This is a genomic window from Polaromonas sp. P4_F6 (assembly GCF_056401275.1).
This window is the reverse complement of the sequence record NZ_JBFUJQ010000005.1, coordinates 329,773-353,204: the sequence shown is the minus strand read 5'-3', so window position 1 is coordinate 353,204 and position 23,432 is coordinate 329,773. Positions and strand designations below refer to the sequence as shown.

Genomic DNA, 23,432 nt, shown 5'->3' with positions numbered 1-23,432 from the left:
CCAGGGGCGGGGCCCGCGCAGGAACGAGCGGCCGCGCGGTGGGCGCGACCGGTTTGCGCCGCCGCCAGCGGAGACCCCTTCCGGAGCCGCCGCGCAGGGCGGTGCCGACCAGGAGCCCGACGACTCGCAGCCGCCGCTTCCGCGAAACGATTCCGCGCCTCGCGGCAACCGGCGCCGTGGCGGAAAAGGCCGCGGCCAGGGCGGCAATGCCGGTCCCGGCCCGCGCAACGGGCCGCCTCCCGGCAATGGCATGCAGGGGCAAAAACGGCGCGACGACCGTGGTGACCGCGGCGACAAGCTTCCCGGCGGCGCCCAGCCCGACCCCATGAAAACCTCGTTCGGCTATATCGGCGCGGACACCTTCACGCGGCAACGCCAGGGCCAAGGCCAGCAGCGCCGCGGCGGCTCCGGCATGGGTGGCGGCGGCAATGCCGGCGGCCAGCGCCGCGGGGGTGGAGGTGGAAACCGGGGTGGCGGCAATCGCGGCGGTGGAAACCGTGGCGGAAACCGCTGAGCACCGCAGAAGCACTTTGAATCACAGGGTTGATCTGCGGTGGAAAGCTCGCAGGTTAAAATCATGGGCTTTATTCAATTTTTGAATAATTTAAAAATCCAAAAAATCTCAGTTAAGGAACTTTCATGGCTATCGAACGCACCCTCTCCATCATCAAACCCGACGCAGTGGCCAAAAACGTGATCGGCCAGATCTACGCGCGTTTTGAAGCCGCCGGCCTGAAGGTTGTGGCCGCCCGCATGGCCCACCTGTCGCAAGGCGAAGCCGAGGCTTTCTACGCCGTGCACAAAGAGCGTCCCTTCTTCAAGGACCTGGTGTCCTTCATGATTTCCGGCCCGGTCATGATCCAGGCACTGGAAGGCGAGGGCGCCATCCTGAAGAACCGCGACCTGATGGGCGCCACCGACCCGAAGAAGGCCGCTCCCGGCACCATTCGCGCCGACTTCGCCGACAGCATTGACGCCAATGCCGTGCACGGCTCCGACGCCGCGGAAACCGCCAAGGTGGAAATCGCCTTCTTTTTCCCCGGCATGAACGTCTACTCGCGTTAAACCATGTCCGACCCCATGCTTCGCTACCCTTTGCCGGGACTGTCGCTTGCCTGGGGCGGTTCAGCCGCTTGTCTGCTGCGATGACGGCCAACCTTCTTGACTTCGATCTCGATGGTTTGGCCGCCTTCTGCGAGCGGCTCGGTGAAAAGCGCTTTCGCGCCACCCAGCTTTTTCGCTGGATCCATCAAAAAGGGGCGACCGATTTCACGCAGATGACGGACCTCGCGAAGTCCCTGCGCGAAAAGCTCACCGGTTCGGCCCATATCCAGGGACCCAAGGTGGTCTCCCGCCACGATTCCGCCGATGGCACCGTCAAATGGCTGTTTGACGTCGGCGCGGGCGACGTTATTGAAACCGTTTTCATTCCGGAAACCGACCGCGGCACCCTGTGCATTTCCTCGCAGGCGGGTTGCGCCGTGGGCTGCCGTTTCTGCTCGACGGGCCACCAGGGCTTCAGCCGCAACCTGACCACCGGGGAAATCATTTCCCAGCTGTGGTTTGCCGAACACTTCCTGCGCCAGCACCTGGGCCGCGAAGACCGCGTGATCTCCAATGTGGTCATGATGGGCATGGGCGAGCCTTTGCAAAATTACGGGCAACTGGTTCCGGCCCTCAAGGTCATGCTGGACGACCACGGCTACGGCCTGTCGCGGCGCCGCGTGACGGTGTCCACCTCCGGCGTGGTGCCCATGATCGACCGCCTTGCCGGCGATTGCCCGGTGGCCCTGGCCGTCTCGCTGCATGCGCCCGAAGACGCGCTGCGCGACAACCTCGTACCGCTGAACAAAAAATACCCCATCGCGGAGTTGCTGGAGGCCTGCACCCGCTACCAGGCCTCGGCCCCCCGGGACTTCATCACCTTCGAATACTGCATGCTGGACGGCGTAAACGACCAGCCTGCGCATGCGCGCCAGCTGGTGGCGCTGGTCCAGGCGCACGCGGCGCGCGGCCTGTCCTGCAAATTCAACCTGATTCCCTTCAATCCTTTTCCGGCCTCGGGCCTCAAGCGTTCCGACATGCCGCAGGTTGCCGCATTTGCGAAAATCCTGATGGACGCGGGCATTGTGACCACGGTACGCAAAACCCGGGGAGACGATATCGACGCGGCTTGCGGGCAACTCGCGGGCGATGTGCAGGACCGCACCGGTGTGGAGCAGCGCATGGCCGCCCAGCGGCAAGGTATGCTCGGGGGAATTAAAGTCGTTGTGGCCAAGGGGATGGGTGTATGAGTTTTTTCTCCAATGTGATCTGGTTGCCGGCGTGCGCGCTGGTCGTGATGCTGGCGGGATGCGCCAACCAGCAAGGTGCTCCCGGGGCCCCCGGGGCTTCCAGCGGCCGCAGCGACATCGTCACTGAATCGGATGAGCCCGACAGCCGCCGGCGCGCGCGGCTCAGGCTGGAGCTGGCCTCGGGCTATTTCGAGCAGGGCCAGACCAACGTGGCGCTCGATGAAATCAAACAATCGCTGCAGGCCGATCCGAGCTTCGGGGATGCCTACAACCTGCGCGGTCTGGTGTACATGCGCCTGAATGACACCCCGATGGCCGAGGACAGCTTTCGCCGCGCGCTCGCGCTGAATGCGCGCGATGCGGACGCGGCGCACAACTACGGCTGGCTGATGTGCCAGCAAGGGCGCTACAACGACGCGCTGCGCCTGTTCGGCCAGGCGGCCTCCAATCCCAACTATGGCGGCCGGGCCAAGACGCTGATGACGCAGGGGGTCTGCCAGGTTCGCGCGGGTCAGCGCGCCGAAGCCGAGCACAGCCTCATGGAGTCCTACGAGCTGGACGCGGGCAATCCCGTCACCGGCTACAACCTGGCCCATCTTTTGTATGAGCGCGGCGAACTGACCCGCGCCCAGTTCTACATTCGCCGCATCAACAACAGCGACCTGGCCAATGCCGAGAGCCTGTGGCTGGGCATCAAGACCGAGCAAAAGCTGAACAACCGCAGCGCGGTGCTGCAGCTGGGCGACCAGCTGAAAAAGCGGTTTGCGCAGTCCCGCGAAGCGGCTGCCTATGAGAAGGGCGCTTTCAATGAGTGAGCTTGACCCGGCACCCCTGGGGCCCTCGAGCAGCGAAGCGGCACCCTCCGGCTTCAGCCACAGCGGCATGCCGGCCCCCGGCGCGACGGCCGGCAGCCTGCTGCGCGAGGCCAGGGAAGCTGCAGGCATACACATTGCCGCGCTGGCGGTGTCGCTCAAGGTCCCCGTGAAAAAACTCGAGGCGCTTGAACAGGACCGCTTCGACCTCTTGCCCGATGCGGTTTTCGTGCGGGCGCTGGCCTCCAGCGTGTGCCGCACCCTCAAGCTCGACGCCGCCCCGGTGCTGGGCCTTCTGCCCCAGACCAACGCGCCCAAGCTGACCTACCAGGGGACGAGCATCAATGCCCCGTTCCGCTCGCCGGGCGAAGGCCCCGGGCCTTCGATCTGGACCCAGGTTTCCAGGCCGGCCGTCCTGGCGGGCCTGCTCCTGCTGCTGGCTGCCCTGGTCCTGATTTTCCTGCCGGCCGTCAAGCATGACGGCAGCAGCGGCAAAGCCGAAAGCGCCGACGCGACCATGCCGCCGGGCGGTGCCGATGCGGGCAAGCCCCTGCCTGTGGCCATTGCCGGCTCCGGCCTTGCCAAACCCGCCGCCCCGGCCGAAGCCTCAAACACGCCCGATGCAGCCGCCGGCACCGCGGCAACGGCGGCTTCTTTGTCCATCGCGGCGCTTCCGCCGGCGGTGGTCAACCCCGCACCGCCGGCAACCAGCGCCTCCGCACCTGCCGCCGCAGCCGTGGCACAGGCAGCTCCTGCGGCACCAGCCGCGCCGGCTCCCGCCGCCGCCGCCTCGCAGCCCATGCCTGCGGGCATCGTGACCTTCAGTGCCAAGGGCGAATCCTGGGTGGAAGTGACCGATGCCAGGGGCACGGTCGTGCTGCGCCGCACCCTGACGGCAGGCGAGGTCGCCGGCGCATCCGGCGTATTGCCTCTGGCCGCCGTGGTCGGCAAGGCCGATCTGACGCAGGTGCAGGTGCGTGGAAAGGCTTTCGACCTGAACGCCGTCGCCAGGGACAACGTTGCCCGCTTCGAGGTGAAATAGTGCCGCAGGCCAGCCTTCCCATTGAATCCGCCTTTCCCAAGGCGCGGCGCTCCCTCCAGGCGCAGGTCGCCTGGGGCTCGCGCATCGTCACCGTCGGCGGCGACGCGCCGGTGCGCGTGCAGTCCATGACCAACACCGACACGGTGGACGCCATAGGCACCGCCATCCAGGTCAAGGAGCTCGCGCTGGCGGGCTCCGAAATGGTCCGCATCACGGTCAACACGCCCGAAGCGGCCCAGGCCGTGCCCTATGTGCGCGAGCAGCTTGATCGCATGGGCATAGACGTGCCCCTGATCGGCGACTTCCACTACAACGGCCACCGGCTGCTCACCGACTACCCGGACTGCGCCCAGGCCTTGTCCAAATACCGTATCAACCCAGGCAATGTCGGCAAGGGCGACAAGCGCGACCGCCAGTTCGGCCAGATGATAGAAGTCGCCATGCGCTGGAACAAGGTCGTGCGCATAGGCGTGAACTGGGGCAGCCTGGACCAGGAACTGCTGGCCAGCCTGATGGACGAAAACAGCGCGCGCGCGGTGCCCTGGGACGCCAAGCAGGTGATGTATGAAGCCCTGATCACCTCCGCAGTGGAATCGGCCCAGCGCGCCGAGGAAATGGGCATGCCCCGCAGCCAGATCATCCTGTCCTGCAAGGTCAGCGGCGTGCAGGACCTGATCTCGGTCTACCGCGAACTGGCCAGGCGCACGGACCACGCCCTCCACCTGGGCCTGACCGAAGCCGGCATGGGCACCAAGGGCACGGTGGCCTCGGCCACGGCGTTGTCGGTTTTGCTGCAGGAAGGCGTGGGCGACACCATACGCGTTTCCCTGACCCCGCAGCCGGGCGAGGCCCGCACGCAGGAAGTGGTGATCGCCTCCGAAATCCTCCAGGCGCTGGGCCTGCGCACCTTTGTGCCCAGCGTGACGGCCTGCCCCGGATGCGGCCGCACCACCAGCACCACCTTCCAGGAACTGGCCAAGCAGATTGACGACTTCCTGCGCGCCCAGATGCCCGTCTGGCGCGAGCAATACCCCGGCGTCGAAGGGCTCAAGGTCGCCGTGATGGGCTGCATCGTCAACGGCCCGGGCGAGAGCAAGCATGCCGACATCGGCATCAGCCTGCCGGGCTCCGGCGAAGCACCGGCCGCGCCGGTGTTCATTGACGGCGAGAAAAAGCTGACCCTGCGCGGCGACAACATCGCGCAGGAGTTCCAGGTCATCGTTGAAAACTACATTGAAAAACGCTTTGGCACGCACGCCGTCGCTGAAGCTGTCTGACACTCATGGCTGAAAAAACAGTTGCCGCCGCGGCGGAGAAGCCCGCTTTGGCGAAGACGGAAAAACTCCTGGCCGTCAAAGGCATGAACGACATCCTGCCGCCTGAATCGGCGCGCTGGGAATGGTTCGAGGCCAAGGTGCGCGCACTGATGGCGCGCTATGCCTACGCCAATGTGCGCACCCCCATCGTCGAGCCCACGGCACTGTTCGTGCGCGGCCTCGGCGAGGTCACCGACATCGTCGAAAAAGAGATGTACTCCTTCGTGGACTCGATGAACGGCGACAGGCTCACGCTGCGCCCCGAGGCCACCGCCGGTATCGTGCGCGCCATGGTCGAGCACAACGCGCTGTACAACGGGCCCATGCGGGTCTGGTCCGCGGTGACGTTGTTTCGCCACGAACGGCCGCAAAAGGGGCGTTACCGCCAGTTCCACCAGATCGACGTCGAGGCCCTGGGCTTTGCCGGGCCCGATGTGGACGCCGAGCAGATCCTGATGTGCCGGGCGCTGTTGCGCGACCTGGGCATTCCCATGGAGCACGTGCGGCTTGAGCTCAACAGCCTGGGTCAGCCCGGCGAGCGCATGGCGCACCGCGCCGCGCTGATCGCGCACTTCGAGGCGCATGCCGAGGTGCTCGACGAAGACGCCAGGCGCCGTCTGCACAGCAACCCGCTGCGCATCCTGGACACCAAGAATCCCGCCATGCAGGCCGTCGTCGAAGCGGCGCCGCAGTTGATGGATTTCCTCGGCGAAGCCTCGCTCGCCCACCTGAACGCGGTGCGCGCGGTGCTCGACGCTGCCGGGCTGGCCTACCGCATCAACCCGCGCCTGGTGCGCGGCATGGACTACTACAACCTCACCGTGTTCGAGTGGATCACCGACAAGCTCGGCTCGCAAGGCACGGTTTGCGGCGGCGGGCGCTATGACGGCCTGTTCGAACAACTGGGCGGCAAGCCGACGCCGGCGGTCGGCTGGGGCATGGGCGTGGAGCGCATGCTGCTGCTGCTGGAGGCGGTCGGCGTGCTGCCGCCCGACAATGCACCCGACGCCTACGCCATCCTGCCGTCGGCACTGGCCTTGCCCGCCGCCATGGCCGCCTGCGAGGCCCTGCGCGGCGCCGGCATCAAGGTGCAGATGCACGGCGGCACGGCCGAGGGCATGGGCAGCATGAAATCCCAGTTCAAGAAGGCCGATGGCAGCGGCGCGCGTTATGCGCTGATTTTCGGCGACGACGAACTGGCCCAGGGCCGGGTCGCCGTCAAGCACCTGCGCGGCGAAAAAGACCAGGCCCTGCGGGCCCAGGTGCTCCAGCCGCTGGACGACGTGGCCGCCTGGGCCCATACCCTGCGCGGCTGAACCGGCCGGCCGCGCCCGGTGGGGCGCCTGTCACTGGCCTCTACAATCACCCCAACTCAATCCGCGCCGTCACCGGGCAGAACAAGAAGACTTTTATGGCAAAACACCTCGATTTGGAAGAACAGGAACAGCTTGACGAGCTCAAGCACTTCTGGAAACAGTACGGTGACATGATCACCTGGGCGCTGATTGTCGTGTTGGGCGCCTTCGCGGCCTGGAATGGCTACCAGTACTGGCAGCGCAACAAGGCAGCGCAGGCCGCGGTCATGTATGAAGAAGTCGAGCGCTCCGTGCAATCGGGCGACGTCGCCCGCATAGACCGCTCCCTGGCCGACATGAAAGAGCGTTTCAGCGGAACCGCCTATGCCCAGCAGGCCGGCCTGCTGGCCGCCCGGGCCTACTACGACAAGGGCAATGTCGACGCTTCGCGTGCCGCCCTGAACTGGGTTGCCGAAAAGGCCTCCGACGAGGGCTACCAGGCCATCGCGCGCTTGCGCCTGGCGGGCCTGCTGCTCGAGAAAAAGGCCTACGACGAGGCGCTCCAGCAGGTTTCGGGCAGCTTCCCCAAGGGCTTCACGGCGCTCGCCGCCGACCGCCGCGGCGACATCTTCGCCGCCCAGGGCAAAAAGGCCGAAGCCAAGGCGGAGTATGAGAAGGCCTACAAGGAGCTCGACGAGCGCGCCGAATATCGCCGTCTCGTCGAAGTCAAACTCAATGCGCTGGGCGTAGACCCTGCCGCGCAGGCCAAATCCGCAACCGCAGCATCGACTACCGAGGTGAAGAAATGATCCGTCCGTCTTTCAGGCCCCTGACCCATGCCGCGCGAGTGCCGGCCCTCGTCCTGCTGGCCGCCGCCCTGGGTGGCTGCTCGATGTTCGGCAGCGGCCCCGCCAAGCCGCAGCCCGCTGAACTCCAGCCGGTGACAGCCCTGGTGTCGGCCCGCCAGACCTGGGCCACGCGCGTCGGGCAGGTGAACTTCCCGCTGGATACCGGTGTCTCCGGCAACAGCGTGGCGGTGGCCAGCGGCGACGGCACCGTCGCCCTGATCGACGCCCAGACCGGCCGAGATGTATGGCGCCTTGCGCTCAATACGCCGCTGGCGGCGGGCGCCGGCAACGACGGCAAAGTCGTGGCCGTGGTCACCAAGGCCAATGAAATCGTCGCCCTGCAGGACGGCCGCGAACTGTGGCGCCAGAAGCTGGGCGCCCAGGCCTTCACCGCGCCTTTTGTGGCCGGCGCGCGCGTGTTTGTGCTGGCCGCGGATCGCTCGGTCAATGCCTTTGACGGGCAGACCGGGCGCAAGCTCTGGACCCAGCAGCGCCCCAATGAGCCCCTGATCCTGCGCCAGTCCGGCGTGATGCTGGCCGTCGGCGACACCCTGGTGGTGGGCCTGGCCGGCCGCCTGGCGGGCCTGAACCCTTCCACCGGCAGCATCCGCTGGGAAGCCCCGATCGCGACGCCGCGCGGCATCAATGACGTGGAGCGCCTGGTCGACCTGGTCGGGCACGTCAGCCGGCAGGGCGATGTCGTCTGCGCGCGGGCCTTCCAGGCCAGCGTCGGCTGCGTCAACGCCGCGCGCGGCAACCTGCTCTGGACCAAGCCCGCCAATGGCGTGCAGGGCCTGGACGGCGACGACCGCTTTGTGTTCGGCACCGAAGCCGACGGCAACGTGCTTGCCTGGCGCCGCACCGACGGCGAGCGCGCCTGGACCACGGACCGCCTGCGTTACCGCGGCCTGACCGCGCCGCTGGTCGTGGGGCGTTCCATCGCCATCGGCGACTTCACGGGTTACCTGCACCTGCTGTCGCGTGAAGACGGCTCCCTGCTCAACCGCCTGCCCACCGACGGCACCGCCATCGCCGCCACCCCCGTGCTGGTGGGCAATACGCTGATTGCCGTGACCCAGGGCGGCGGCGTTTACGGCTTCCAGCCCCAATAAAGGGCCTCGCGGCCCCGCCAGAAACTGATTGATGAAACCTGTCATTGCGCTAGTCGGCCGCCCCAACGTGGGCAAGTCGACGCTTTTCAACCGGCTGACCAAGACGCGGGATGCGATCGTGGCCGACTTTGCCGGCCTGACGCGGGATCGTCATTACGGTAACGGCAAGCTGGGGCCCCACGAGTACATCGTGATCGACACCGGCGGCTTCGAGCCCGACGCGGCCTCCGGCATCTACAAGGAAATGGCCAAGCAGACCCGTCAGGCGGTCGCCGAGGCCGATGTGGTGGTGTTTGTGGTCGATGCCCGCGCCGGGCTCAATGCGCAGGACCACGACATCGCCAAATACCTGCGCAAGCTGGGCAAGCCCACGGTGCTGACGGCCAACAAGGCCGAAGGCATGACCGAAGGCGTGCAGCTGTCCGAGTTCTTCGAGCTGGGCTTGGGCGAGGTGCTGCCGGTTTCCGCCTCGCACGGCCAGGGCATGCGCACGCTGGTCGACACGGCCCTGGCGCCGCTCAACCTGCCGGACCCGGAAGAAGAGCCCGAGCCGCAGGACCCCTCCGTCATCCGCCTGGCCGTGGCCGGGCGCCCCAATGTGGGGAAATCCACGCTGATCAACACCTGGCTGGGCGAGGAACGCCTGGTCGCCTTCGACCTGCCCGGCACCACCCGCGACACCATTTCAGTGCCGTTTGAGCGGGCAGGGCAGAAGTACGAGCTCATAGACACCGCCGGCCTGCGCCGCAAAGGCAAGGTTTTTGAGGCCATCGAGAAGTTTTCCGTCGTCAAAACCCTGCAGGCCATCGAAAACGCCAATGTGGTGCTGCTGCTGCTGGACGCCACCCAGGGCGTGACCGACCAGGACGCCCACATCGCCGGCTACATCCTGGAAAGCGGCCGGTCTGTGGTTGTGGCCGTCAACAAGTCGGATGCGGTGGATTCCTACCAGCGCGAGCTGCTGGAGCGTTCCATCGAAACCCGGCTCGGTTTTCTCAAATTCGCCTCCATCCACGCGATTTCAGCCATCAAGCGCCAGGGCCTGGGCCCGGTCTGGAAGTCCATCGTGCAGGCCCATGCCTCGGCCAACCGCAAGATGTCCACCCCGGTGCTGACCCGGCTGTTGCTCGAGGCGGTGCAGTTCCAGCAGCCCCAGCGCTCCGGCGTGTTCCGCCCCAAGCTGCGCTATGCCCACCAGGGCGGCATGAACCCGCCCATAATCATCATCCACGGCAACTCGCTGGAGCACGTCACCGAGTCGTACAAACGCTACCTCGAAGGGCGTTTTCGCAAGGAGTTCGACCTGGTCGGCACCCCCCTGCGCATCCAGATGAAAAGCTCGCACAACCCCTTTAAGGACAAGGAATCGGCCTAGGACTACATGACCCGGCGCGAGCGCTGTGGTAAGGTCAGGTTCTATTAACTTTTGAACACGGAAAATATCGTGAGCAATAACAAAGGCCAGCTTTTGCAGGATCCATTTCTCAACACCTTGCGTCGCGAGCATGTTCCTGTCTCCATCTACCTCGTCAACGGGATCAAATTGCAGGGCCAGATCGAGTCTTTCGATCAATACGTGGTTCTGCTTCGCAACACTGTGACCCAGATGGTCTACAAGCATGCGATTTCCACCATCGTTCCGGGCCGCGCGGTGAATTTCGCGACCAGCGAGTCTGAAGAAAGCCCCGCCAGCTGAGTTCGTCCGATGCTCCGGTGAAACCGAAACCCCTTGTGCTTCTGGTGGGGGTGGACCTCGGTTTGCCGAACTTTGATGCTGACCTGCAGGAACTGGGTTTGCTCGCGCAAACAGCGGGCCTGCAGCCGGTTGCGCGCGTCACTTGCAAGCGCAGGGCGCCCGACGCCGCGCTTTTCATCGGCAGCGGCAAGGCCGACGAAATCAAGCTGCTGGCGCTGGACACCGGCGCCACCGAGGTGCTGTTCGACCAGTCCCTGAGCCCGGCGCAGCAGCGCAACCTCGAGCGCCACCTGGACATGCCGGTCAATGACCGGACCCTGCTGATCCTGGAAATCTTCGCCCAGCGCGCGCGCAGCCACGAGGGCAAGCTGCAGGTCGAGCTGGCCCGGCTGCAATACATGTCCACACGCCTGGTGCGCCGCTGGTCTCACCTGGAGCGGCAAACCGGCGGCGCCGGCGTGCGCGGCGGCCCCGGCGAAAAGCAGATCGAGCTCGACAAACGCATGATCGGCGACGCCATCAAGCGCACCAAGGAGCGCCTGGCCAAGGTCAAAAAGCAGCGGCAAACCCAGCGCAAGCAGCGCGAGCGCCGCAATTCCTTCACCATTTCCCTGGTCGGCTACACCAACGCGGGCAAGTCCACGCTCTTCAATGCGCTGGTCAAGGCGCGCGCCTATGCCGCCGACCAGCTGTTCGCCACGCTGGACACCACCACGCGCCAGCTCTACCTGGGCGACGCCGGGCGATCCGTCTCGCTGTCGGACACCGTGGGTTTTATCCGCGACCTGCCGCACGGCCTGATAGACGCCTTCGCCGCGACCCTGCAGGAGGCCGCCGACGCCGACTTGCTGCTGCATGTGGTGGACGGCGCCAACCCCGACTACCTCGAGCAGATCGAGCAGGTGCAGCGCGTGCTTTCAGAGATAGGCGCGGCCGAAGTGCCGCAAATACTTGTCTTCAACAAGCTGGACGCCATTGAAAAGGACAACATGCCCCTGCAACTGCAGGACATGTTCGAACTCAGGGACGCGTTTGAGGGCTCCAGCCGTAGCGCTGAACGGGTGTTTGTGAGCGCCCGGACCGGCGAGGGCCTGCCGCTTCTGCGCGCCTTGCTGGCTGCCTACGCGGCCCATTCGCCGGCCGAGGAAATCCCCCTGGCCGCCGAGGACCTTGCCTGATATGGCGAATTCATTAGGCACAATGTCGGTGTAATGAAAAAAAGTGAGTTTGATCCCATGAATCTGAACCCCGTGCTGCAGACTTTGACGACCTTGCCGGGCCGGCTCAGGCAACGCGCCCAAGGCATGTTCAACCTCAATGATCCGCGCTGGGGCCGGGACGACGACAAGGCCTCGTCCGACGACAGCAAGCCGGAGGCGCCCCGGGACGACAAGCAGCCGCAGCGTCCCCCCAACCGTCCGCAAGGGCAGGGCCCCAACCAGGGCCCACCCGACCTTGACGAACTCTGGCGCGACTTCAACCGCAAACTCGGCGGGCTTTTCGGCGGCGGCAAAAACAACAACCCCAACCGCGGCGGTTTCGGCCGTGGCAATGGTGGCGGAAATAACGGGGGCTTCCAGCCCGACATGAAAAGCGCCGGCATAGGCGTCGGCCTGATCGCCAGCGTCGCCGTGCTGATCTGGCTGGGCACCGGCTTTTTTATTGTCCAGGAAGGCCAGCAGGCCGTCATCACCCAGTTCGGCAAATACCACTCCACCGTGGGCGCGGGCTTCAACTGGCGCCTGCCTTATCCCGTGCAGCGCCACGAGATCGTCGTCGTCACGCAGATCCGCTCGGTGGACGTCGGCCGCGATGTCATCATCAAGGCCACCGGCCTGCGCGACTCGGCCATGCTGACCGAGGACGAAAACATCGTCGAGATCAAATTCGCCGTGCAGTACCGCCTGAACGACGCGCGCGCCTACCTGTTTGAAAGCAAGGACCCGGCCGCCGCGGTGGTGCAAGCCGCCGAGACCGCCGTGCGCGAAGTCGTCGGCAAGATGAAGATGGATTCCGCGCTCGCCGAAGAGCGCGACCAGATCGGGCCGCGCGTGCGTACCCTGATGCAGACCATCCTGGACCGCTACAAGGTCGGCGTGGAAGTGGTCGGCATCAACCTGCAGCAAAGCGGCGTGCGCCCGCCCGAGCAGGTGCAGTCGGCTTTCGACGACGTGCTCAGGGCCGGCCAGGAGCGCGAGCGCGCCAAGAATGAGGCCCAGGCCTATGCCAACAACGTGATCCCGCGCGCGGTCGGTTCGGCCTCGCGCCTGAAGGAAGAGTCCGAAGCCTACAAGGCCAAGATCGTGGCGCAGGCCCAGGGTGATGCGCAGCGCTTTCGTTCCGTGCTGGCCGAGTACCAGAAAGCGCCCCAGGTCACGCGCGACCGCATGTACACCGATACCATGCAGCAGGTGTACTCCAACGTCACCAAGGTGCTGGTCGAGTCGCGCCAGGGCAGCAACCTGCTGTACCTGCCGCTGGACAAGATCATGCAGATGACGGCCCAGGGCGATGCCGCCGTTTCAGGCGAGACCCCGCTGATCCCCGGCTCGGCTTCGTCGTCCACGGTGCCCGCCGCGCCCACCTCCAGCCTGCCACCCATCGATGCCCGTTCACGCGATTCCGCCCGCTCGCGCGACCGTGAAACACGCTAAGGAAGACGATCGTGAATAGAGTTGGATTTATTGTTTCCTCGCTGCTGGTCGTCCTGGCTTTGCTCAGTTCCACGCTGTTCGTGGTCGACCAGCGCCAGTTCGGCGTGGTCTATGCCCTGGGGCAGATCAAGGACGTGGTCACCGAGCCCGGCCTGCACTTCAAGATGCCGCCGCCTTTCCAGAACGTCTCGTACATTGACAAGCGCCTGCTGGTGCTCGACAGCGTCGACGCCGAGCCCATGCTGACGGCCGAAAAGCAGCGTGTCGTGATCGACTGGTACGTGCGCTGGCGCATCACCCGGCCCAGCGAGTACATCCGCAATGTCGGCCTGGACGAAAAAGCCGGCGCCAACCAGCTGAGCCGCGTGGTTCGCAACGCCTTCCAGGAAGAGATCAACAAGCGCACCGTCAAGGACCTGCTCTCGCTCAAGCGCGAAGCGCTGATGGCCGACGTCAAGCGCGAAGTGCTGCAGGCCGTGCAGGGCGCCCAGCCTTGGGGCGTGGACGTGGTCGACGTGCGCATCACGCGCGTGGACTATGTGGAAGCCATCACCGATTCGGTCTACAAACGCATGGTGGCCGAGCGCCAGCGCGTGGCCAATGAACTGCGCTCCACCGGCGCGGCCGAAGGCGAAAAAATCCGCGCCGACGCCGACCGCCAGCGCGAGGTGACCATCGCCAACGCCTACCGCGACGCGCAGAAGGTCAAAGGCGAGGGCGATGCCGAAGCCGCCCGCACCTATGCCGAGTCGTTCGGCCGCGATCCGCAGTTCGCCCAGTTCTACCGCAGCCTGGATGCCTATAAGGCCAGCTTCAGCAAGAAGAGCGACGTGATGGTGCTGGACCCGTCCTCCGACTTCTTCAAGGCGATGCGCGGCCCGGGCTCAGGCAGCGCCGCACCCGCCAAAAAATAAGCCGGCGTGGACGGCAACACCTTCTGGCTGGCACTGGCCCTGATGCTGGTCATCGAGGGCTTGTTGCCTTTCATCTCTCCGGGTGGCTGGCGCCGCATGTTCGAGCAGATCCTCACCCTGGGCGACGGCCAGATCCGCTTCTTCGGGCTGTGCAGCATCGCGGCGGGCGTCGTCCTGCTGGTACTGCTGGGCTGAATTTCACATCCACAGTCCGGGCACTATTTCTCCCCGGGGGCCTTATCAGCCTCCGGCAAGCCGAAAACCGGCCTCAAGCCCGGTAAAATGCTGTTTTTAACAGCCCACGAAAATCACAATGCCCGCCTGGTCGTCATCATGGCAATTGCCCGATCAAATTGCCGATGTCCTGCCCTCCGAGGCGCGCCACATCGAAGAGCTGCGCCGCCTGTTCCTGGACACCGCCCGCAGCTACGGCTATGAACTCGTCATGCCGCCGCTGCTCGAGCACCTCGAGTCGCTGCTGACCGGCACTGGCGAGGCGCTGGACCTGCAGACCTTCAAGCTGGTCGACCAGCTCTCCGGCCGCACCCTGGGCCTGCGCGCTGACACCACGCCCCAGGTTGCCCGCATCGATGCCCATTTGCTCAACCGCAACGGCGTGGCGCGCCTGTGCTACTGCGGCCCGGTGCTGCACACCCGCGCCGACCGGCCCCACGCCACCCGCGAGCCGCTGCAGTTCGGCGCTGAAATCTACGGCCATGCCGGCCTCGAAGCCGACCTCGAAGCGCAGCAGCTGGCGCTGCAGGGCCTGAAGGCCGCCGGCGTTACCGCATTGAGCGTCGACATGGCGGACGTGCGCATTGTCAACAGCCTGCTGGCCGGTGCCACCGTCAGCACCAAGACCCTGGCCCTGATCCATACCGCGCTGGCCGCCAAGGACGCGAGCGAACTAGACAGCCTTACCGCCAGCCCCAGCGGCGGCATTTCCGCCGAAGCGCGCCAGGGCCTGAAGGCGCTGCTACAGCTCTACGGCGACGAAAAAGTCCTGGCCGAAGCCGAAAAAGCCTTGCCACCCTCGACGGGCCTGAAAGCCGCGCTGCAAAACCTGCAGTGGCTGGCCGCCCACACCCGCGGCGAAAGCGGCGAGGTCAAGGTCAGTTTCGACCTGGCCGACCTGCGYGGCTATGCCTATTACAGCGGTACGCGCTTTGCCATCTACGGGCAGGGCGCCGAGCTGGCGCGCGGCGGCCGTTATGACGAGGTCGGCGCCGTGTTCGGCCGCAACCGCCCGGCGGCCGGCTTCAGCCTGGACCTGAAGGAACTCGTCAGCGTGCTGCCGCCCCGGCCCCTGAAGGCCGCCATACGCGCGCCCTGGAGCGAGGACGCCGGCCTGCGCGCGGCCATCGCGCGCCTGCGCGCCGACGGCGAAACCGTGGCCTGCGTGCTGCCAGGCCACGAGCACGAAGTCAACGAATTCGATTGCGACCGCGAACTGGCCAACGCTGCCGGTCAATGGGTGGTCCAGCCCCTGAAGAAGGCCGCGTGAGGCCCCGTGCCCCGTCCGGCTTGATCCCAACACACCTTAACGAGAATTGAAGATGACAAACAAACAAACCGCAGACGCGGGCCGCAATGTCGTGGTCGTGGGCACCCAGTGGGGCGACGAAGGCAAGGGCAAGCTGGTCGACTGGCTGACCGAGATGTCGCAGGGCGTGGTGCGCTTCCAGGGCGGCCACAACGCCGGCCATACGCTGGTCATCAACGGCGTGAAGACGGCGCTGCACCTCATCCCCAGCGGCATCATGCGCCCGGGCGTGAAGTGCTACATCGGCAACGGCGTGGTGCTGTCGGCCGCCAAGCTGTTCGAGGAAATCGAAGGCCTGGAAAAAGCCGGCGTTGAGGTGCGCTCGCGCCTGCGTATCAGCGAGGCCTGCCCGCTGATCCTGCCTTTCCACGCCGCGCTCGACATCGCGCGCGAAGCCTACCGCGAGAAGGGCGGCACCACCAAGATCGGCACCACCGGCCGCGGCATAGGCCCCGCCTATGAAGACAAAATCGCCCGCCGCGCCCTGCGCGTGCAGGACCTCAAATACCCCGACCGTTTCGCCGCCAAGCTGCGCGAGCTGCTGGAGCTGCACAACTTCGTGCTGACCGGCTACCTGCACGCGCCGGCGGTCGACTTCGACACCGTGTACGCCGAAGCCATGCGCCATGCCGAGTTGCTCAAGCCCATGATGGCCGACGTCTCGCGCGAACTCAACGATGCGCACCGTGACGGCGCCAACCTGCTGTTTGAAGGCGCGCAGGGCACTTTGCTCGACGTCGACCACGGCACCTATCCCTATGTCACCTCCAGCAACTGCGTGGCCGGCAACGCCGCCGCCGGCGCCGGCGTGGGCCCGGGCATGCTGCACTACATCCTGGGCATCACCAAGGCCTATTGCACGCGTGTGGGCGGCGGGCCGTTCCCGACCGAACTCGACTGGGAAAAACCCGGCACCGTGGGCTATCACCTGAGCACCGTGGGCGCTGAAAAAGGCGTGACCACCGGGCGCAGCCGCCGCTGCGGCTGGTTTGACGCCGCGCTGCTCAAGCGCTCGGCCCAGGTCAACGGCCTGTCGGGCCTGTGCATCACCAAGCTCGACGTGCTCGACGGCATCGACGAACTCAAGCTGTGCACCGGCTACGAACTCGACGGCCACATCACCGACATCCTGCCCATGGGCGCCGAAGACATCGCGCGCTGCAAGCCGATTTACGAAACCCTGCCGGGCTGGAGCGAAAGCACGGTCGGCGTCACGGAGTATGACAAGCTGCCCGCGGCCGCGCAAAAATACCTGCACCGCATCGAGGAAGTGACTGGCGTGCCCATCGACATGATCTCCACCAGCCCCGACCGCGACCACACCATCCTGCTGCGCAACCCTTACGCCGCGGTTTAAGCGGATACCCGCCACAGCTTTAGCCAAACAGCCTGCCGCCCCTGAAACGGGCGCAGGCAGCGAATACATCAGGAGCGCACCCATGTTGACAGAAGACGGCAAGCATCTCTATGTGAGCTACGACGAGTACCACAACCTGATCGAAAAACTGGCCATCAAGATCCACCAGTCCGGCTGGCAGTTCGACACCATCCTGTGCCTGGCCAGGGGCGGCATGCGCCCCGGCGACATCCTCTCGCGCATCTTCGACAAGCCGCTGGCCATCATGTCCACCAGCTCCTACCGGGCTGACGCCGGCATGACGCAGGGCAACCTTGACATCGCCCGCTTCATCACCACCCCCAAGGGCGAGATCGCCGGCAAGGTGCTGCTGGTCGACGACCTGGCCGACACGGGCCACACCCTCAACGCCGTGATCCACCAGCTCAAGAACAACTACAAACCCATCACCGAGCTGCGCAGCGCCGTGATCTGGACCAAGGGCGTGTCCACCTTCGAGCCCGACTACTCGGTCGAACTGCTGCCCACCAACCCCTGGATTCACCAGCCGTTTGAAGGCTATGACTCGCTGTCACCCGCGCAGTTGATGGCGAAGTGGAAGATTTAACGGTAGCGGTTCAATCGGTATGACATCGGCCAGCGCCGTATGACGCAAAACCCGCCGGCCTTGCCGTCCGCTGACGGGCCGCAGAACTGGCGATCGCTTCAAACCGGAGCGCCAGCTGGTTTGGCAAGAGGGATCTTTTTCCTGTTAGTTGGCTTGTTTTGTGGCGGCTTCATGGCTTTTTTGGGTCGTGAAGCACGCGATTCCTGGCTGTCATTACTTGTCGTCGGCGGCGGCGCACTCATAGTGATGAGTGTCCTATGGACGACGCTGTGGATTTTCCAGCATGGCAGCTTCAACTTTGATATTAATCAAGAAGCAAAGCGCATTCGCAAGTGGAAAACCTCGCTCTTTCTCAAGAGGAGTTTCGATGAATACGCTTACGATGATTTCTGCGCGGTTCGATCGGTCCAAAAATTCGATGGCGAAGTTTATTGCGTGGTGGTCGAGCTACTTTTCAAGACAGGTAAGCCCGCCCTTGAAGTGGCACGCTTCAATGCGATCGGACGTATTGCGCCCTACCGGCAGAGAGGCGCCAACAAACTGTGGTTACTACGCAGCGAAAGTCCAAAGGGTATGGCCTTGCGTCACGAGTTGGTGGAATTAATGGACATCACAGACGCGGGCTTTTTCGACAAGGAGCAATGAGATCCTTACCGATGCTGCACGGAGGTGATGTTTTCGGCTTGCCACGTCACGCGGATCGGCAAATCCATGCGTCCTGGATGACCGAATGACCCTCAACGATGGCATTGAGCCAGACCGGGAAACTGCCGTAATATCGATGCATGAGCGATTCTTCATCCGGCATTTCCACCACCCTGATCCACCATCCTTACAAGCCGCCCGCCGGGTTTGACGCAATTCCGCCCGGGGTTTACAAGGCCTCCACCATCGCCTTTCCCACCGTCGCCGCGCTGCGCAGCCGCGACTGGAAACACAAGACCGGCTACACCTACGGCCTGCACGGCACGCCGACCACCTTCACGCTGGAAGAGCGTATCGCCACGCTCGAAGGCGGCAAGCATTGCACGCTGGTGCCCAGCGGCCTGGCGGCGGTGGTGCTGGTCGGCATGGCCCTGCTCAAGGCCGGCGACGAGCTGCTGATCCCCGACAACGCCTACGGCCCCAACAAGACCTTCGCGCAGGGCGAGCTCGCCGCCTGGGGCATTACCCACCGTTTTTACGACGCGATGAACCCGGCCGACCTGGCCGCCAAGCTGGGCCCGAAAACCCGGCTGGTGTGGCTGGAGGCGCCGGGCTCCATCACGCTGGAGTTCCCCGACATGCCGGCGCTCGTCGCGGCCGTCAAGGCGCACAGGAATGCGCACCCCGCAGGTATCGTGACCGCGCTCGACAATACCTGGGGCGCGGGTCTGGCCTTCAATGCGTTCGACCTGGGCCTGGACATCTCGGTCCAGGCTCTGACCAAATACCCCAGCGGCGGCGCCGACGTGCTGATGGGCTCCGTGGTCACGCGCGACGAGGCATTGCACCACCTGGTCCATTTTTGCCACATGCGCGTCGGCTACGGTATAGGCGGCAACGATGCCGAACTGGTGCTGCGCGGCCTCAACAGCATGGCCTTGCGCTATGCCGCCCAGGATGCCGCCACCCGCGAACTGGCCGCCTGGCTGGCTGGCCGCCCGCAAATCGCCACCATGCTGCACCCGGCCTTGCCCGGCTCGCCCGGCCATGAAACCTGGAAACGCGACTGCGCGGGCGCCGCCTGCCTGATGAGCGCGGTCTTCAAGCCCGAGTTCAGCCCCGAGCGGGTGGACCGCTTTTGTGACAGCCTGAAACTGTTCAAGCTGGGTTACAGCTGGGCCGGCCCCATGAGCCTGTGCGCGCCTTACGACATTCCGGCGTTGCGCACCACGCCCTGGCCCCACAAAGGCGGGCTGGTGCGGTTTTCGGTGGGGCTGGAGGCCGTGGCCGACCTGCAGGCCGACATCGCCCAGGCCCTGGAAAAAGCCTGAGCCAAAGCCGTATCAAAAGCCTGGCGTTGCCTGACGGCAATGCAGTACAGTAAGGGTTACCTCCTTACGAAAGCACGCAGTGGCAACTCCCAATTACTCTTACGAAAAGCGCCAGAAAGAGCTCGCGAAAAAACGCAAAAAAGAAGAAAAGCTCAAGCGCAAGGCGGAGGGCAAGCAGGATGATGCGGCCGACGACGGGAACGATGCGCCGCCCGCTGACGGCGACGCGCCGGCCGGTGTGCCACCCACTGACCCGGCGCCCTGAACTTTCAGGCTTGATACACCCCCAAAACCCGGCACACCCAGCGTGTGGCCGGGTTTTTTGTTGCCGGCCGCTGCCTTCTTATTTGGGCAACCAGCCCAGCTCCCTGGCATGCAGGCTTTGCACATACAGCCTGTCCGCCGTCTCCGTCACGGCGGTGGTTTCGGGATAGGCGCCAGCCGGGTCCTGCAGGTCGGCCACCACTTTCCCGTCTTCCGTGAATGCCACCACGTGGCCGTAGGCCTTGGGGATAGGCCACAAGGCGCGCGGCAGGCGAAGCGTGAGTTTGCGCATAAAAGGCTTGCGGGCCATGCCGTCAATCTTCGGGTTGCGCGGCTTGACGAGGCCCACCCAGACCTTGCCGTCCAGGCCGCGCATCAGGTTGTCGGGGTAGCCCGGCAGGTTGTCAAACAGCGGCTTGAGGCCGGCGCCGGGCCGGCCGATGTCCTGCTCCCGCGCATCCACCGGCAGTTTCCAGATGCGGTATCTGCCGGTTTCGGCCACAAACAGCGAGCGCTCGTCCTGGCTCAAGGCCACGCCGTTGGCAAAACTCAGGCCTTTTGCCACGACGCGTGTGGCCTGGGTCGCCGGGTCGTATTCAACCACCCGGCCCGTGGCGGATTGCTCCAGGATGTCGAGAACGCTGGCCTCGAAGGTGCCGCCCCAGTCCCGGGCGCCAAAACGGGTGGACGCATCGCTGAAATACACCTTGCCGTTACGGGCCACCACCACCGCGTTGGCATACAGGATCGGCGTGCCCGCGGCCTTGTCCGCCAGCAGCGTCACTTTTTTGTCCGGCGCAATCGACAGCAGGCCCCTGAAGGCGTCGGCTGCGATGATGTTGCCGGCCGCATCGAAGTCAAAGCCCAGCACGCGGCCGCCGGTGTTGACCACCACCTCCTGGCCGCTACCGTCGGGATTCATCCGCAGGATGGCGCCGCTGGCCACCGCGGCGTAGAGTTTTCCGTCCCGGGCCGCCACCACGTGCTCAGGGCCTTCCTCAGTCCCCAGCGGGATGGTTTTCAGTTTGGCGAGTTTGTCGTTGGCCGCGAATGGGCCGCTGTAGCCGGGTTCGGCGGGCGCTTCCCAGCTTTGCGGCGTGATGGGTACCGGCCACAGGCACAGGTAGGCGGCCAGCCCGGCCAGGGCGATGCCGGCGGCGGCAAGGATTTTTTTCATGTTGTTGTCTCCTCCTGAAGAATGGCCCTGGCCAACGCCGCCATGGTCTGCCTGGACCGGTCGGCCGCGTTGAGCGGGGTGGCTTTCGGGTACTGGCTGAAGTTGCGCTCCATGGAGCGCGCATAGCCCGGGTCGTAGTGCAGGGTGAGCAGCTCGCGCACCACCGAGGCCGCGTCGCCGGCACGCGCGCGGGCCTGCCAGTCCTGCACCGTGGCCTTGCCGCGCACCTCGGTCAAGGCGCCCAGCCGCTCGCAGAAAAATGCGGTGTCCGTGACGAAGAAGTCATAGTCCTCGAGCAGCAGCGCCACGCGCTCGTCCTCGTGCAGGCGCAGGTCCAGGCAGGGACTGGCCCGCATGGCGGTCATCAGGCCTTCGGGCACCGCCACATTGCCGACTTTTTTACTTTCGCTTTCCACATACACCGGCCTGGCCGGATCGAAGCCGCGCAGGGCGGACCAGATAGCGCTGTCAAAGGCCTTCTGGCTGGGCTGCTCAAGGCCGGGAATCGCACCCAGCACCGAGCTACGGTGCCTGGCCAGTGCCTCCAGGTCCAGCACCTGCGCACCTTCGGCCGCCAGGGCCTGCAGCAACCGGGTCTTGCCTGAGCCGGTGGGGCCGCACACCACGCGGTAGCGAAAGCGCGCCGCCAGCCGCGGCAGGTCGGCCACCAGCGCCGCCCTGAAGGCCTTGTAGCCGCCGTCGACCAGCGTGACCCGAAAGCCGATCTGCTCCAGCACCAGCGCCAGCGCGCCGCTGCGCTTGCCGCCGCGCCAGCAGTAGAGCAGGGGTTGCCATTCCCGGGGCTTGTCCAGCACCTCGCGCTGTATGTGTTCGGCGATGTTTTTCGCGACCAGGGCCGCACCCAGTTTTTTCGCCTCGAACTGGCTGATCTGCTTGTATTTTGTGCCGACGATTTTGCGTTCCTCGTCGTGCAGGCTGGGCCAGTTCAGCGCGCCGGGCAGGTGGTCCTCGGCGTATTCACCCTCGCTGCGGGCGTCGATGATGTCGCAGTACCGGCCCAGGCCGGTCAGCGCTTCCTCGGCGGAAATGCGGTCCAGGCTCACTTGAGCAGTTTCTTGAGTTCAGGCCACACATTGGCCAGCATGCGGGGCTGCGACTGCTCGTTGGGGTGGATGCGGTCGGCCTGGAAGGCGGCCACCGGGTCGGTGGCGTCGGCGACACCCTTGAGGAAAAACGGCACCAGCGCCACTTTTTCGGCCTTGGCGACCTTGGCGAACAGGCCTGAAAAATTCGCCGCATAGGCGCTGCCGTAGTTGGGCGGCACCTGCATGCCGATCAGCAGCACCCGCGCGCCGGCTTTTTTGGCGGCCTGCGTCATCGCGCTGAGGTTTTGCTCGGTCATCTCCAGCGGCAGGCCGCGCAGGGCGTCGTTGCCGCCCAGCTCTATCACCACCACGGCGGGCTTGTGCTGCGCCAGCAGGGCCGGCAGCCGGGAACGGCCGCCCGACGTCGTGTCGCCGCTGATGCTGGCGTTGACGACCCTGGCGCTTTTCTTTTCGCCGGCGAGCTGCTTTTCCAGCAGCGGCACCCAGCCGGTGCCGCGCTTGAGGCCGTATTCGGCGCTCAGGGAGTCACCGACGACCAGCAGCGTCTCGCCCTGGGCGGCGGAGGCGGGCGCCTGCGCCCAGGCGGCGGGGGCGGCCGCCAGCGCGGCCAGCAGCAGCGCTGCCAAAGGTTTTACCAGGCGCTTTGCCGTTCCAGCTGCAAGCTTGGTAAAGTCGGATTTCATATTTTCTGACAAGGCTGACATGTTTGAACCTGCGGTAAGTGGCGTGAATGGCGTGAGCGAGGCTTCCATGGTCGGCGCAACTGCAAAGCCTCAGGCCGCTTCAATTATTTCCGTGGAGCATGTTTTCAAGTCGGTCACCGACTCCACCGGCACATTGGCCATTTTGCGCGATATTGACTTCGCGCTCGCCGCGCGCGAAACCGCCGCCATTGTCGGCGCTTCGGGCTCGGGCAAAAGCACCTTGCTGTCCATCATCGCGGGGCTGGACACGCCCACCGAGGGCACGGTCAAGCTGGCCGGGCAGGACCTGTTCGCCCTCAGTGAGGACGACCGCGCCGCCTTGCGGGCCCAGAAGGTCGGTTTTGTGTTCCAGAGCTTCCAGCTCATGGGCAACCTGACCGCGCTGGAGAACGTCATGCTGCCGCTGGAGCTGTCGGGCGCCAGGAACGCGCGCGCGCAGGCCACCGAGATGCTCAGGCGCGTCGGCCTGGGTGAGCGCCTGGGCCACTACCCCAAGGTACTGTCGGGCGGTGAGCAGCAGCGCGTGGCACTGGCGCGGGCCTTTGTGGTGCAGCCGGCGGTGTTGCTGGCCGACGAGCCCACCGGCAGCCTGGACTTCGCCACCGGCGAGACCGTCATGTCGCTGATGTTCGAGCTCAACCGCGAACTCGGGACCACCCTGGTGCTGGTGACGCACGACCAGGGCATTGCCGCGCGCTGCGAGCGGCGCATCACCATAGACGCGGGACGGGTTGTTTCGGCCTGAGCCGCCTGG

24 protein-coding genes and 1 pseudogene are annotated in these 23,432 nt (G+C 65.4%); 22 read left to right on the top strand and 3 right to left on the bottom strand.

All coding sequences use genetic code 11. The features are described 5' to 3' along the window. From AC1DUN_RS15240 to AC1DUN_RS15140, 21 genes and pseudogenes are all read left to right on the top strand, one after another. Window positions 1–514, top strand: a pseudogene (locus tag AC1DUN_RS15240) (pseudouridine synthase); the annotation flags it as partial. Between the two features lie 125 nt (window positions 515–639). Continuing rightward, complete coding sequence (ndk, locus tag AC1DUN_RS15235; RefSeq protein WP_007871196.1) at window positions 640–1,065, top strand: nucleoside-diphosphate kinase; 426 nt, start codon at window positions 640–642, stop codon at window positions 1,063–1,065. Window positions 1,066–1,145: 80 nt separating this feature from the next. Continuing rightward, entirely contained in the window at window positions 1,146–2,294 is a 1,149-nt protein-coding gene (gene rlmN, locus AC1DUN_RS15230; RefSeq protein ID WP_477701021.1) for a dual-specificity RNA methyltransferase RlmN, read from the top strand. After that, complete coding sequence (pilW, locus tag AC1DUN_RS15225) at window positions 2,291–3,109, top strand: type IV pilus biogenesis/stability protein PilW (RefSeq protein WP_477714674.1); 819 nt, start codon at window positions 2,291–2,293, stop codon at window positions 3,107–3,109. Before rlmN ends, pilW begins: the two co-directional genes overlap by 4 nt. After that, the gene (locus tag AC1DUN_RS15220) at window positions 3,102–4,148 is read left to right on the top strand and encodes a helix-turn-helix domain-containing protein (protein ID WP_477714673.1); all 1,047 of its coding nucleotides are present in this window, start codon (window positions 3,102–3,104) and stop codon (window positions 4,146–4,148) included. The genes pilW and AC1DUN_RS15220 overlap by 8 nt, the downstream gene beginning before the upstream one ends. A gap of 20 nt (window positions 4,149–4,168) precedes the next feature. Next, complete coding sequence (ispG, locus tag AC1DUN_RS15215; protein WP_238541138.1) at window positions 4,169–5,425, top strand: flavodoxin-dependent (E)-4-hydroxy-3-methylbut-2-enyl-diphosphate synthase; 1,257 nt, start codon at window positions 4,169–4,171, stop codon at window positions 5,423–5,425. A gap of 5 nt (window positions 5,426–5,430) precedes the next feature. Next, entirely contained in the window at window positions 5,431–6,780 is a 1,350-nt protein-coding gene (gene hisS / locus AC1DUN_RS15210; RefSeq protein ID WP_477714672.1) for a histidine--tRNA ligase, read from the top strand. A 95-nt stretch (window positions 6,781–6,875) separates the two neighbouring features. Further along, window positions 6,876–7,568 carry a YfgM family protein gene (locus tag AC1DUN_RS15205; RefSeq protein WP_074574079.1) on the top strand — a complete coding sequence of 231 codons (693 nt, stop codon included), beginning with the start codon at window positions 6,876–6,878 and terminating at the stop codon, window positions 7,566–7,568. Next, entirely contained in the window at window positions 7,565–8,719 is a 1,155-nt protein-coding gene (bamB, locus tag AC1DUN_RS15200; protein WP_477714671.1) for an outer membrane protein assembly factor BamB, read from the top strand. Before AC1DUN_RS15205 ends, bamB begins: the two co-directional genes overlap by 4 nt. A 31-nt stretch (window positions 8,720–8,750) precedes the next feature. Further along, window positions 8,751–10,094 (top strand): ribosome biogenesis GTPase Der, encoded by a 1,344-nt coding sequence (gene der, locus AC1DUN_RS15195; RefSeq protein ID WP_074574081.1) that lies wholly within the window; start codon window positions 8,751–8,753, stop codon window positions 10,092–10,094. 69 nt (window positions 10,095–10,163) lie between these two features. Beyond that, window positions 10,164–10,415, top strand: a complete 252-nt coding sequence (gene hfq / locus AC1DUN_RS15190) for an RNA chaperone Hfq (protein WP_007871209.1) — start codon at window positions 10,164–10,166, stop codon at window positions 10,413–10,415. Window positions 10,416–10,432: 17 nt separating this feature from the next. After that, the gene (gene hflX, locus AC1DUN_RS15185) at window positions 10,433–11,593 is read left to right on the top strand and encodes a GTPase HflX (protein ID WP_477714670.1); all 1,161 of its coding nucleotides are present in this window, start codon (window positions 10,433–10,435) and stop codon (window positions 11,591–11,593) included. 57 nt (window positions 11,594–11,650) lie between these two features. Beyond that, window positions 11,651–13,069, top strand: coding sequence for an FtsH protease activity modulator HflK (hflK, locus tag AC1DUN_RS15180; RefSeq protein WP_477714669.1), 1,419 nt, complete (start codon window positions 11,651–11,653; stop codon window positions 13,067–13,069). 11 nt (window positions 13,070–13,080) lie between these two features. Beyond that, window positions 13,081–13,983, top strand: coding sequence for a protease modulator HflC (gene hflC, locus AC1DUN_RS15175; RefSeq protein WP_477714668.1), 903 nt, complete (start codon window positions 13,081–13,083; stop codon window positions 13,981–13,983). A 6-nt stretch (window positions 13,984–13,989) separates the two neighbouring features. Next, window positions 13,990–14,178 (top strand): DUF2065 domain-containing protein, encoded by a 189-nt coding sequence (locus tag AC1DUN_RS15170; RefSeq protein WP_477714667.1) that lies wholly within the window; start codon window positions 13,990–13,992, stop codon window positions 14,176–14,178. Between the two features lie 118 nt (window positions 14,179–14,296). Beyond that, on the top strand, window positions 14,297–15,487 hold the full coding sequence (locus AC1DUN_RS15165) for an ATP phosphoribosyltransferase regulatory subunit (protein WP_477714666.1): 1,191 nt from the start codon (window positions 14,297–14,299) through the stop codon (window positions 15,485–15,487). Window positions 15,488–15,539: 52 nt separating this feature from the next. Continuing rightward, window positions 15,540–16,883 (top strand): adenylosuccinate synthase, encoded by a 1,344-nt coding sequence (locus AC1DUN_RS15160; protein WP_477714665.1) that lies wholly within the window; start codon window positions 15,540–15,542, stop codon window positions 16,881–16,883. Window positions 16,884–16,965: 82 nt separating this feature from the next. Next, the gene (locus tag AC1DUN_RS15155; RefSeq protein WP_477714664.1) at window positions 16,966–17,490 is read left to right on the top strand and encodes a phosphoribosyltransferase; all 525 of its coding nucleotides are present in this window, start codon (window positions 16,966–16,968) and stop codon (window positions 17,488–17,490) included. Window positions 17,491–17,529: 39 nt separating this feature from the next. Next, window positions 17,530–18,135, top strand: a complete 606-nt coding sequence (locus tag AC1DUN_RS15150; protein ID WP_477714663.1) for a hypothetical protein — start codon at window positions 17,530–17,532, stop codon at window positions 18,133–18,135. Window positions 18,136–18,275: 140 nt separating this feature from the next. Continuing rightward, window positions 18,276–19,466 carry a PLP-dependent transferase gene (locus tag AC1DUN_RS15145; RefSeq protein ID WP_477714662.1) on the top strand — a complete coding sequence of 397 codons (1,191 nt, stop codon included), beginning with the start codon at window positions 18,276–18,278 and terminating at the stop codon, window positions 19,464–19,466. Between the two features lie 79 nt (window positions 19,467–19,545). Next, complete coding sequence (locus AC1DUN_RS15140; RefSeq protein ID WP_074574089.1) at window positions 19,546–19,731, top strand: hypothetical protein; 186 nt, start codon at window positions 19,546–19,548, stop codon at window positions 19,729–19,731. A 78-nt stretch (window positions 19,732–19,809) separates the two neighbouring features. Here AC1DUN_RS15140 and AC1DUN_RS15135 read toward each other — a convergent pair whose 3' ends face one another. From AC1DUN_RS15135 to AC1DUN_RS15125, 3 genes are read right to left on the bottom strand one after another with little or no spacing between them, the layout of a single operon-like run. Continuing rightward, the gene (locus AC1DUN_RS15135; protein WP_477714661.1) at window positions 19,810–20,907 is read right to left on the bottom strand and encodes an SMP-30/gluconolactonase/LRE family protein; all 1,098 of its coding nucleotides are present in this window, start codon (window positions 20,905–20,907) and stop codon (window positions 19,810–19,812) included. Further along, a complete protein-coding gene (gene mnmH, locus AC1DUN_RS15130; protein ID WP_477714660.1) occupies window positions 20,904–21,971 on the bottom strand; it encodes a tRNA 2-selenouridine(34) synthase MnmH in 1,068 nt (355 codons plus the stop codon). Before mnmH ends, AC1DUN_RS15135 begins: the two co-directional genes overlap by 4 nt. Then, window positions 21,968–22,657 (bottom strand): arylesterase, encoded by a 690-nt coding sequence (locus AC1DUN_RS15125; RefSeq protein ID WP_477714659.1) that lies wholly within the window; start codon window positions 22,655–22,657, stop codon window positions 21,968–21,970. The genes mnmH and AC1DUN_RS15125 overlap by 4 nt, the downstream gene beginning before the upstream one ends. Window positions 22,658–22,724: 67 nt before the next feature. Between AC1DUN_RS15125 and AC1DUN_RS15120 the strand changes: the two genes are divergently transcribed. Further along, a complete protein-coding gene (locus AC1DUN_RS15120; protein ID WP_477714685.1) occupies window positions 22,725–23,423 on the top strand; it encodes an ABC transporter ATP-binding protein in 699 nt (232 codons plus the stop codon). Window positions 23,424–23,432: the final 9 nt, after the last annotated feature.

What these genes read in the sequence shown, in the direction of transcription:
- AC1DUN_RS15125 (WP_477714659.1), bottom strand. Translation starts at nt 22,657, where the DNA reads ATGAAATCCGACTTTACCAAGCTTGCAGCTGGAACGGCAAAGCGCCTG.
- ndk (WP_007871196.1), top strand. Translation starts at nt 640, where the DNA reads ATGGCTATCGAACGCACCCTCTCCATCATCAAACCCGACGCAGTGGCC.
- AC1DUN_RS15150 (WP_477714663.1), top strand. Translation starts at nt 17,530, where the DNA reads ATGACGCAAAACCCGCCGGCCTTGCCGTCCGCTGACGGGCCGCAGAAC.
- bamB (WP_477714671.1), top strand. Translation starts at nt 7,565, where the DNA reads ATGATCCGTCCGTCTTTCAGGCCCCTGACCCATGCCGCGCGAGTGCCG.
- der (WP_074574081.1), top strand. Translation starts at nt 8,751, where the DNA reads ATGAAACCTGTCATTGCGCTAGTCGGCCGCCCCAACGTGGGCAAGTCG.
- hisS (WP_477714672.1), top strand. Translation starts at nt 5,431, where the DNA reads ATGGCTGAAAAAACAGTTGCCGCCGCGGCGGAGAAGCCCGCTTTGGCG.
- hflK (WP_477714669.1), top strand. Translation starts at nt 11,651, where the DNA reads ATGAATCTGAACCCCGTGCTGCAGACTTTGACGACCTTGCCGGGCCGG.
- pilW (WP_477714674.1), top strand. Translation starts at nt 2,291, where the DNA reads ATGAGTTTTTTCTCCAATGTGATCTGGTTGCCGGCGTGCGCGCTGGTC.
- AC1DUN_RS15160 (WP_477714665.1), top strand. Translation starts at nt 15,540, where the DNA reads ATGACAAACAAACAAACCGCAGACGCGGGCCGCAATGTCGTGGTCGTG.
- AC1DUN_RS15135 (WP_477714661.1), bottom strand. Translation starts at nt 20,907, where the DNA reads ATGAAAAAAATCCTTGCCGCCGCCGGCATCGCCCTGGCCGGGCTGGCC.
- AC1DUN_RS15205 (WP_074574079.1), top strand. Translation starts at nt 6,876, where the DNA reads ATGGCAAAACACCTCGATTTGGAAGAACAGGAACAGCTTGACGAGCTC.
- AC1DUN_RS15145 (WP_477714662.1), top strand. Translation starts at nt 18,276, where the DNA reads ATGAGCGATTCTTCATCCGGCATTTCCACCACCCTGATCCACCATCCT.
- AC1DUN_RS15120 (WP_477714685.1), top strand. Translation starts at nt 22,725, where the DNA reads ATGGTCGGCGCAACTGCAAAGCCTCAGGCCGCTTCAATTATTTCCGTG.
- rlmN (WP_477701021.1), top strand. Translation starts at nt 1,146, where the DNA reads ATGACGGCCAACCTTCTTGACTTCGATCTCGATGGTTTGGCCGCCTTC.
- AC1DUN_RS15155 (WP_477714664.1), top strand. Translation starts at nt 16,966, where the DNA reads ATGTTGACAGAAGACGGCAAGCATCTCTATGTGAGCTACGACGAGTAC.
- AC1DUN_RS15220 (WP_477714673.1), top strand. Translation starts at nt 3,102, where the DNA reads ATGAGTGAGCTTGACCCGGCACCCCTGGGGCCCTCGAGCAGCGAAGCG.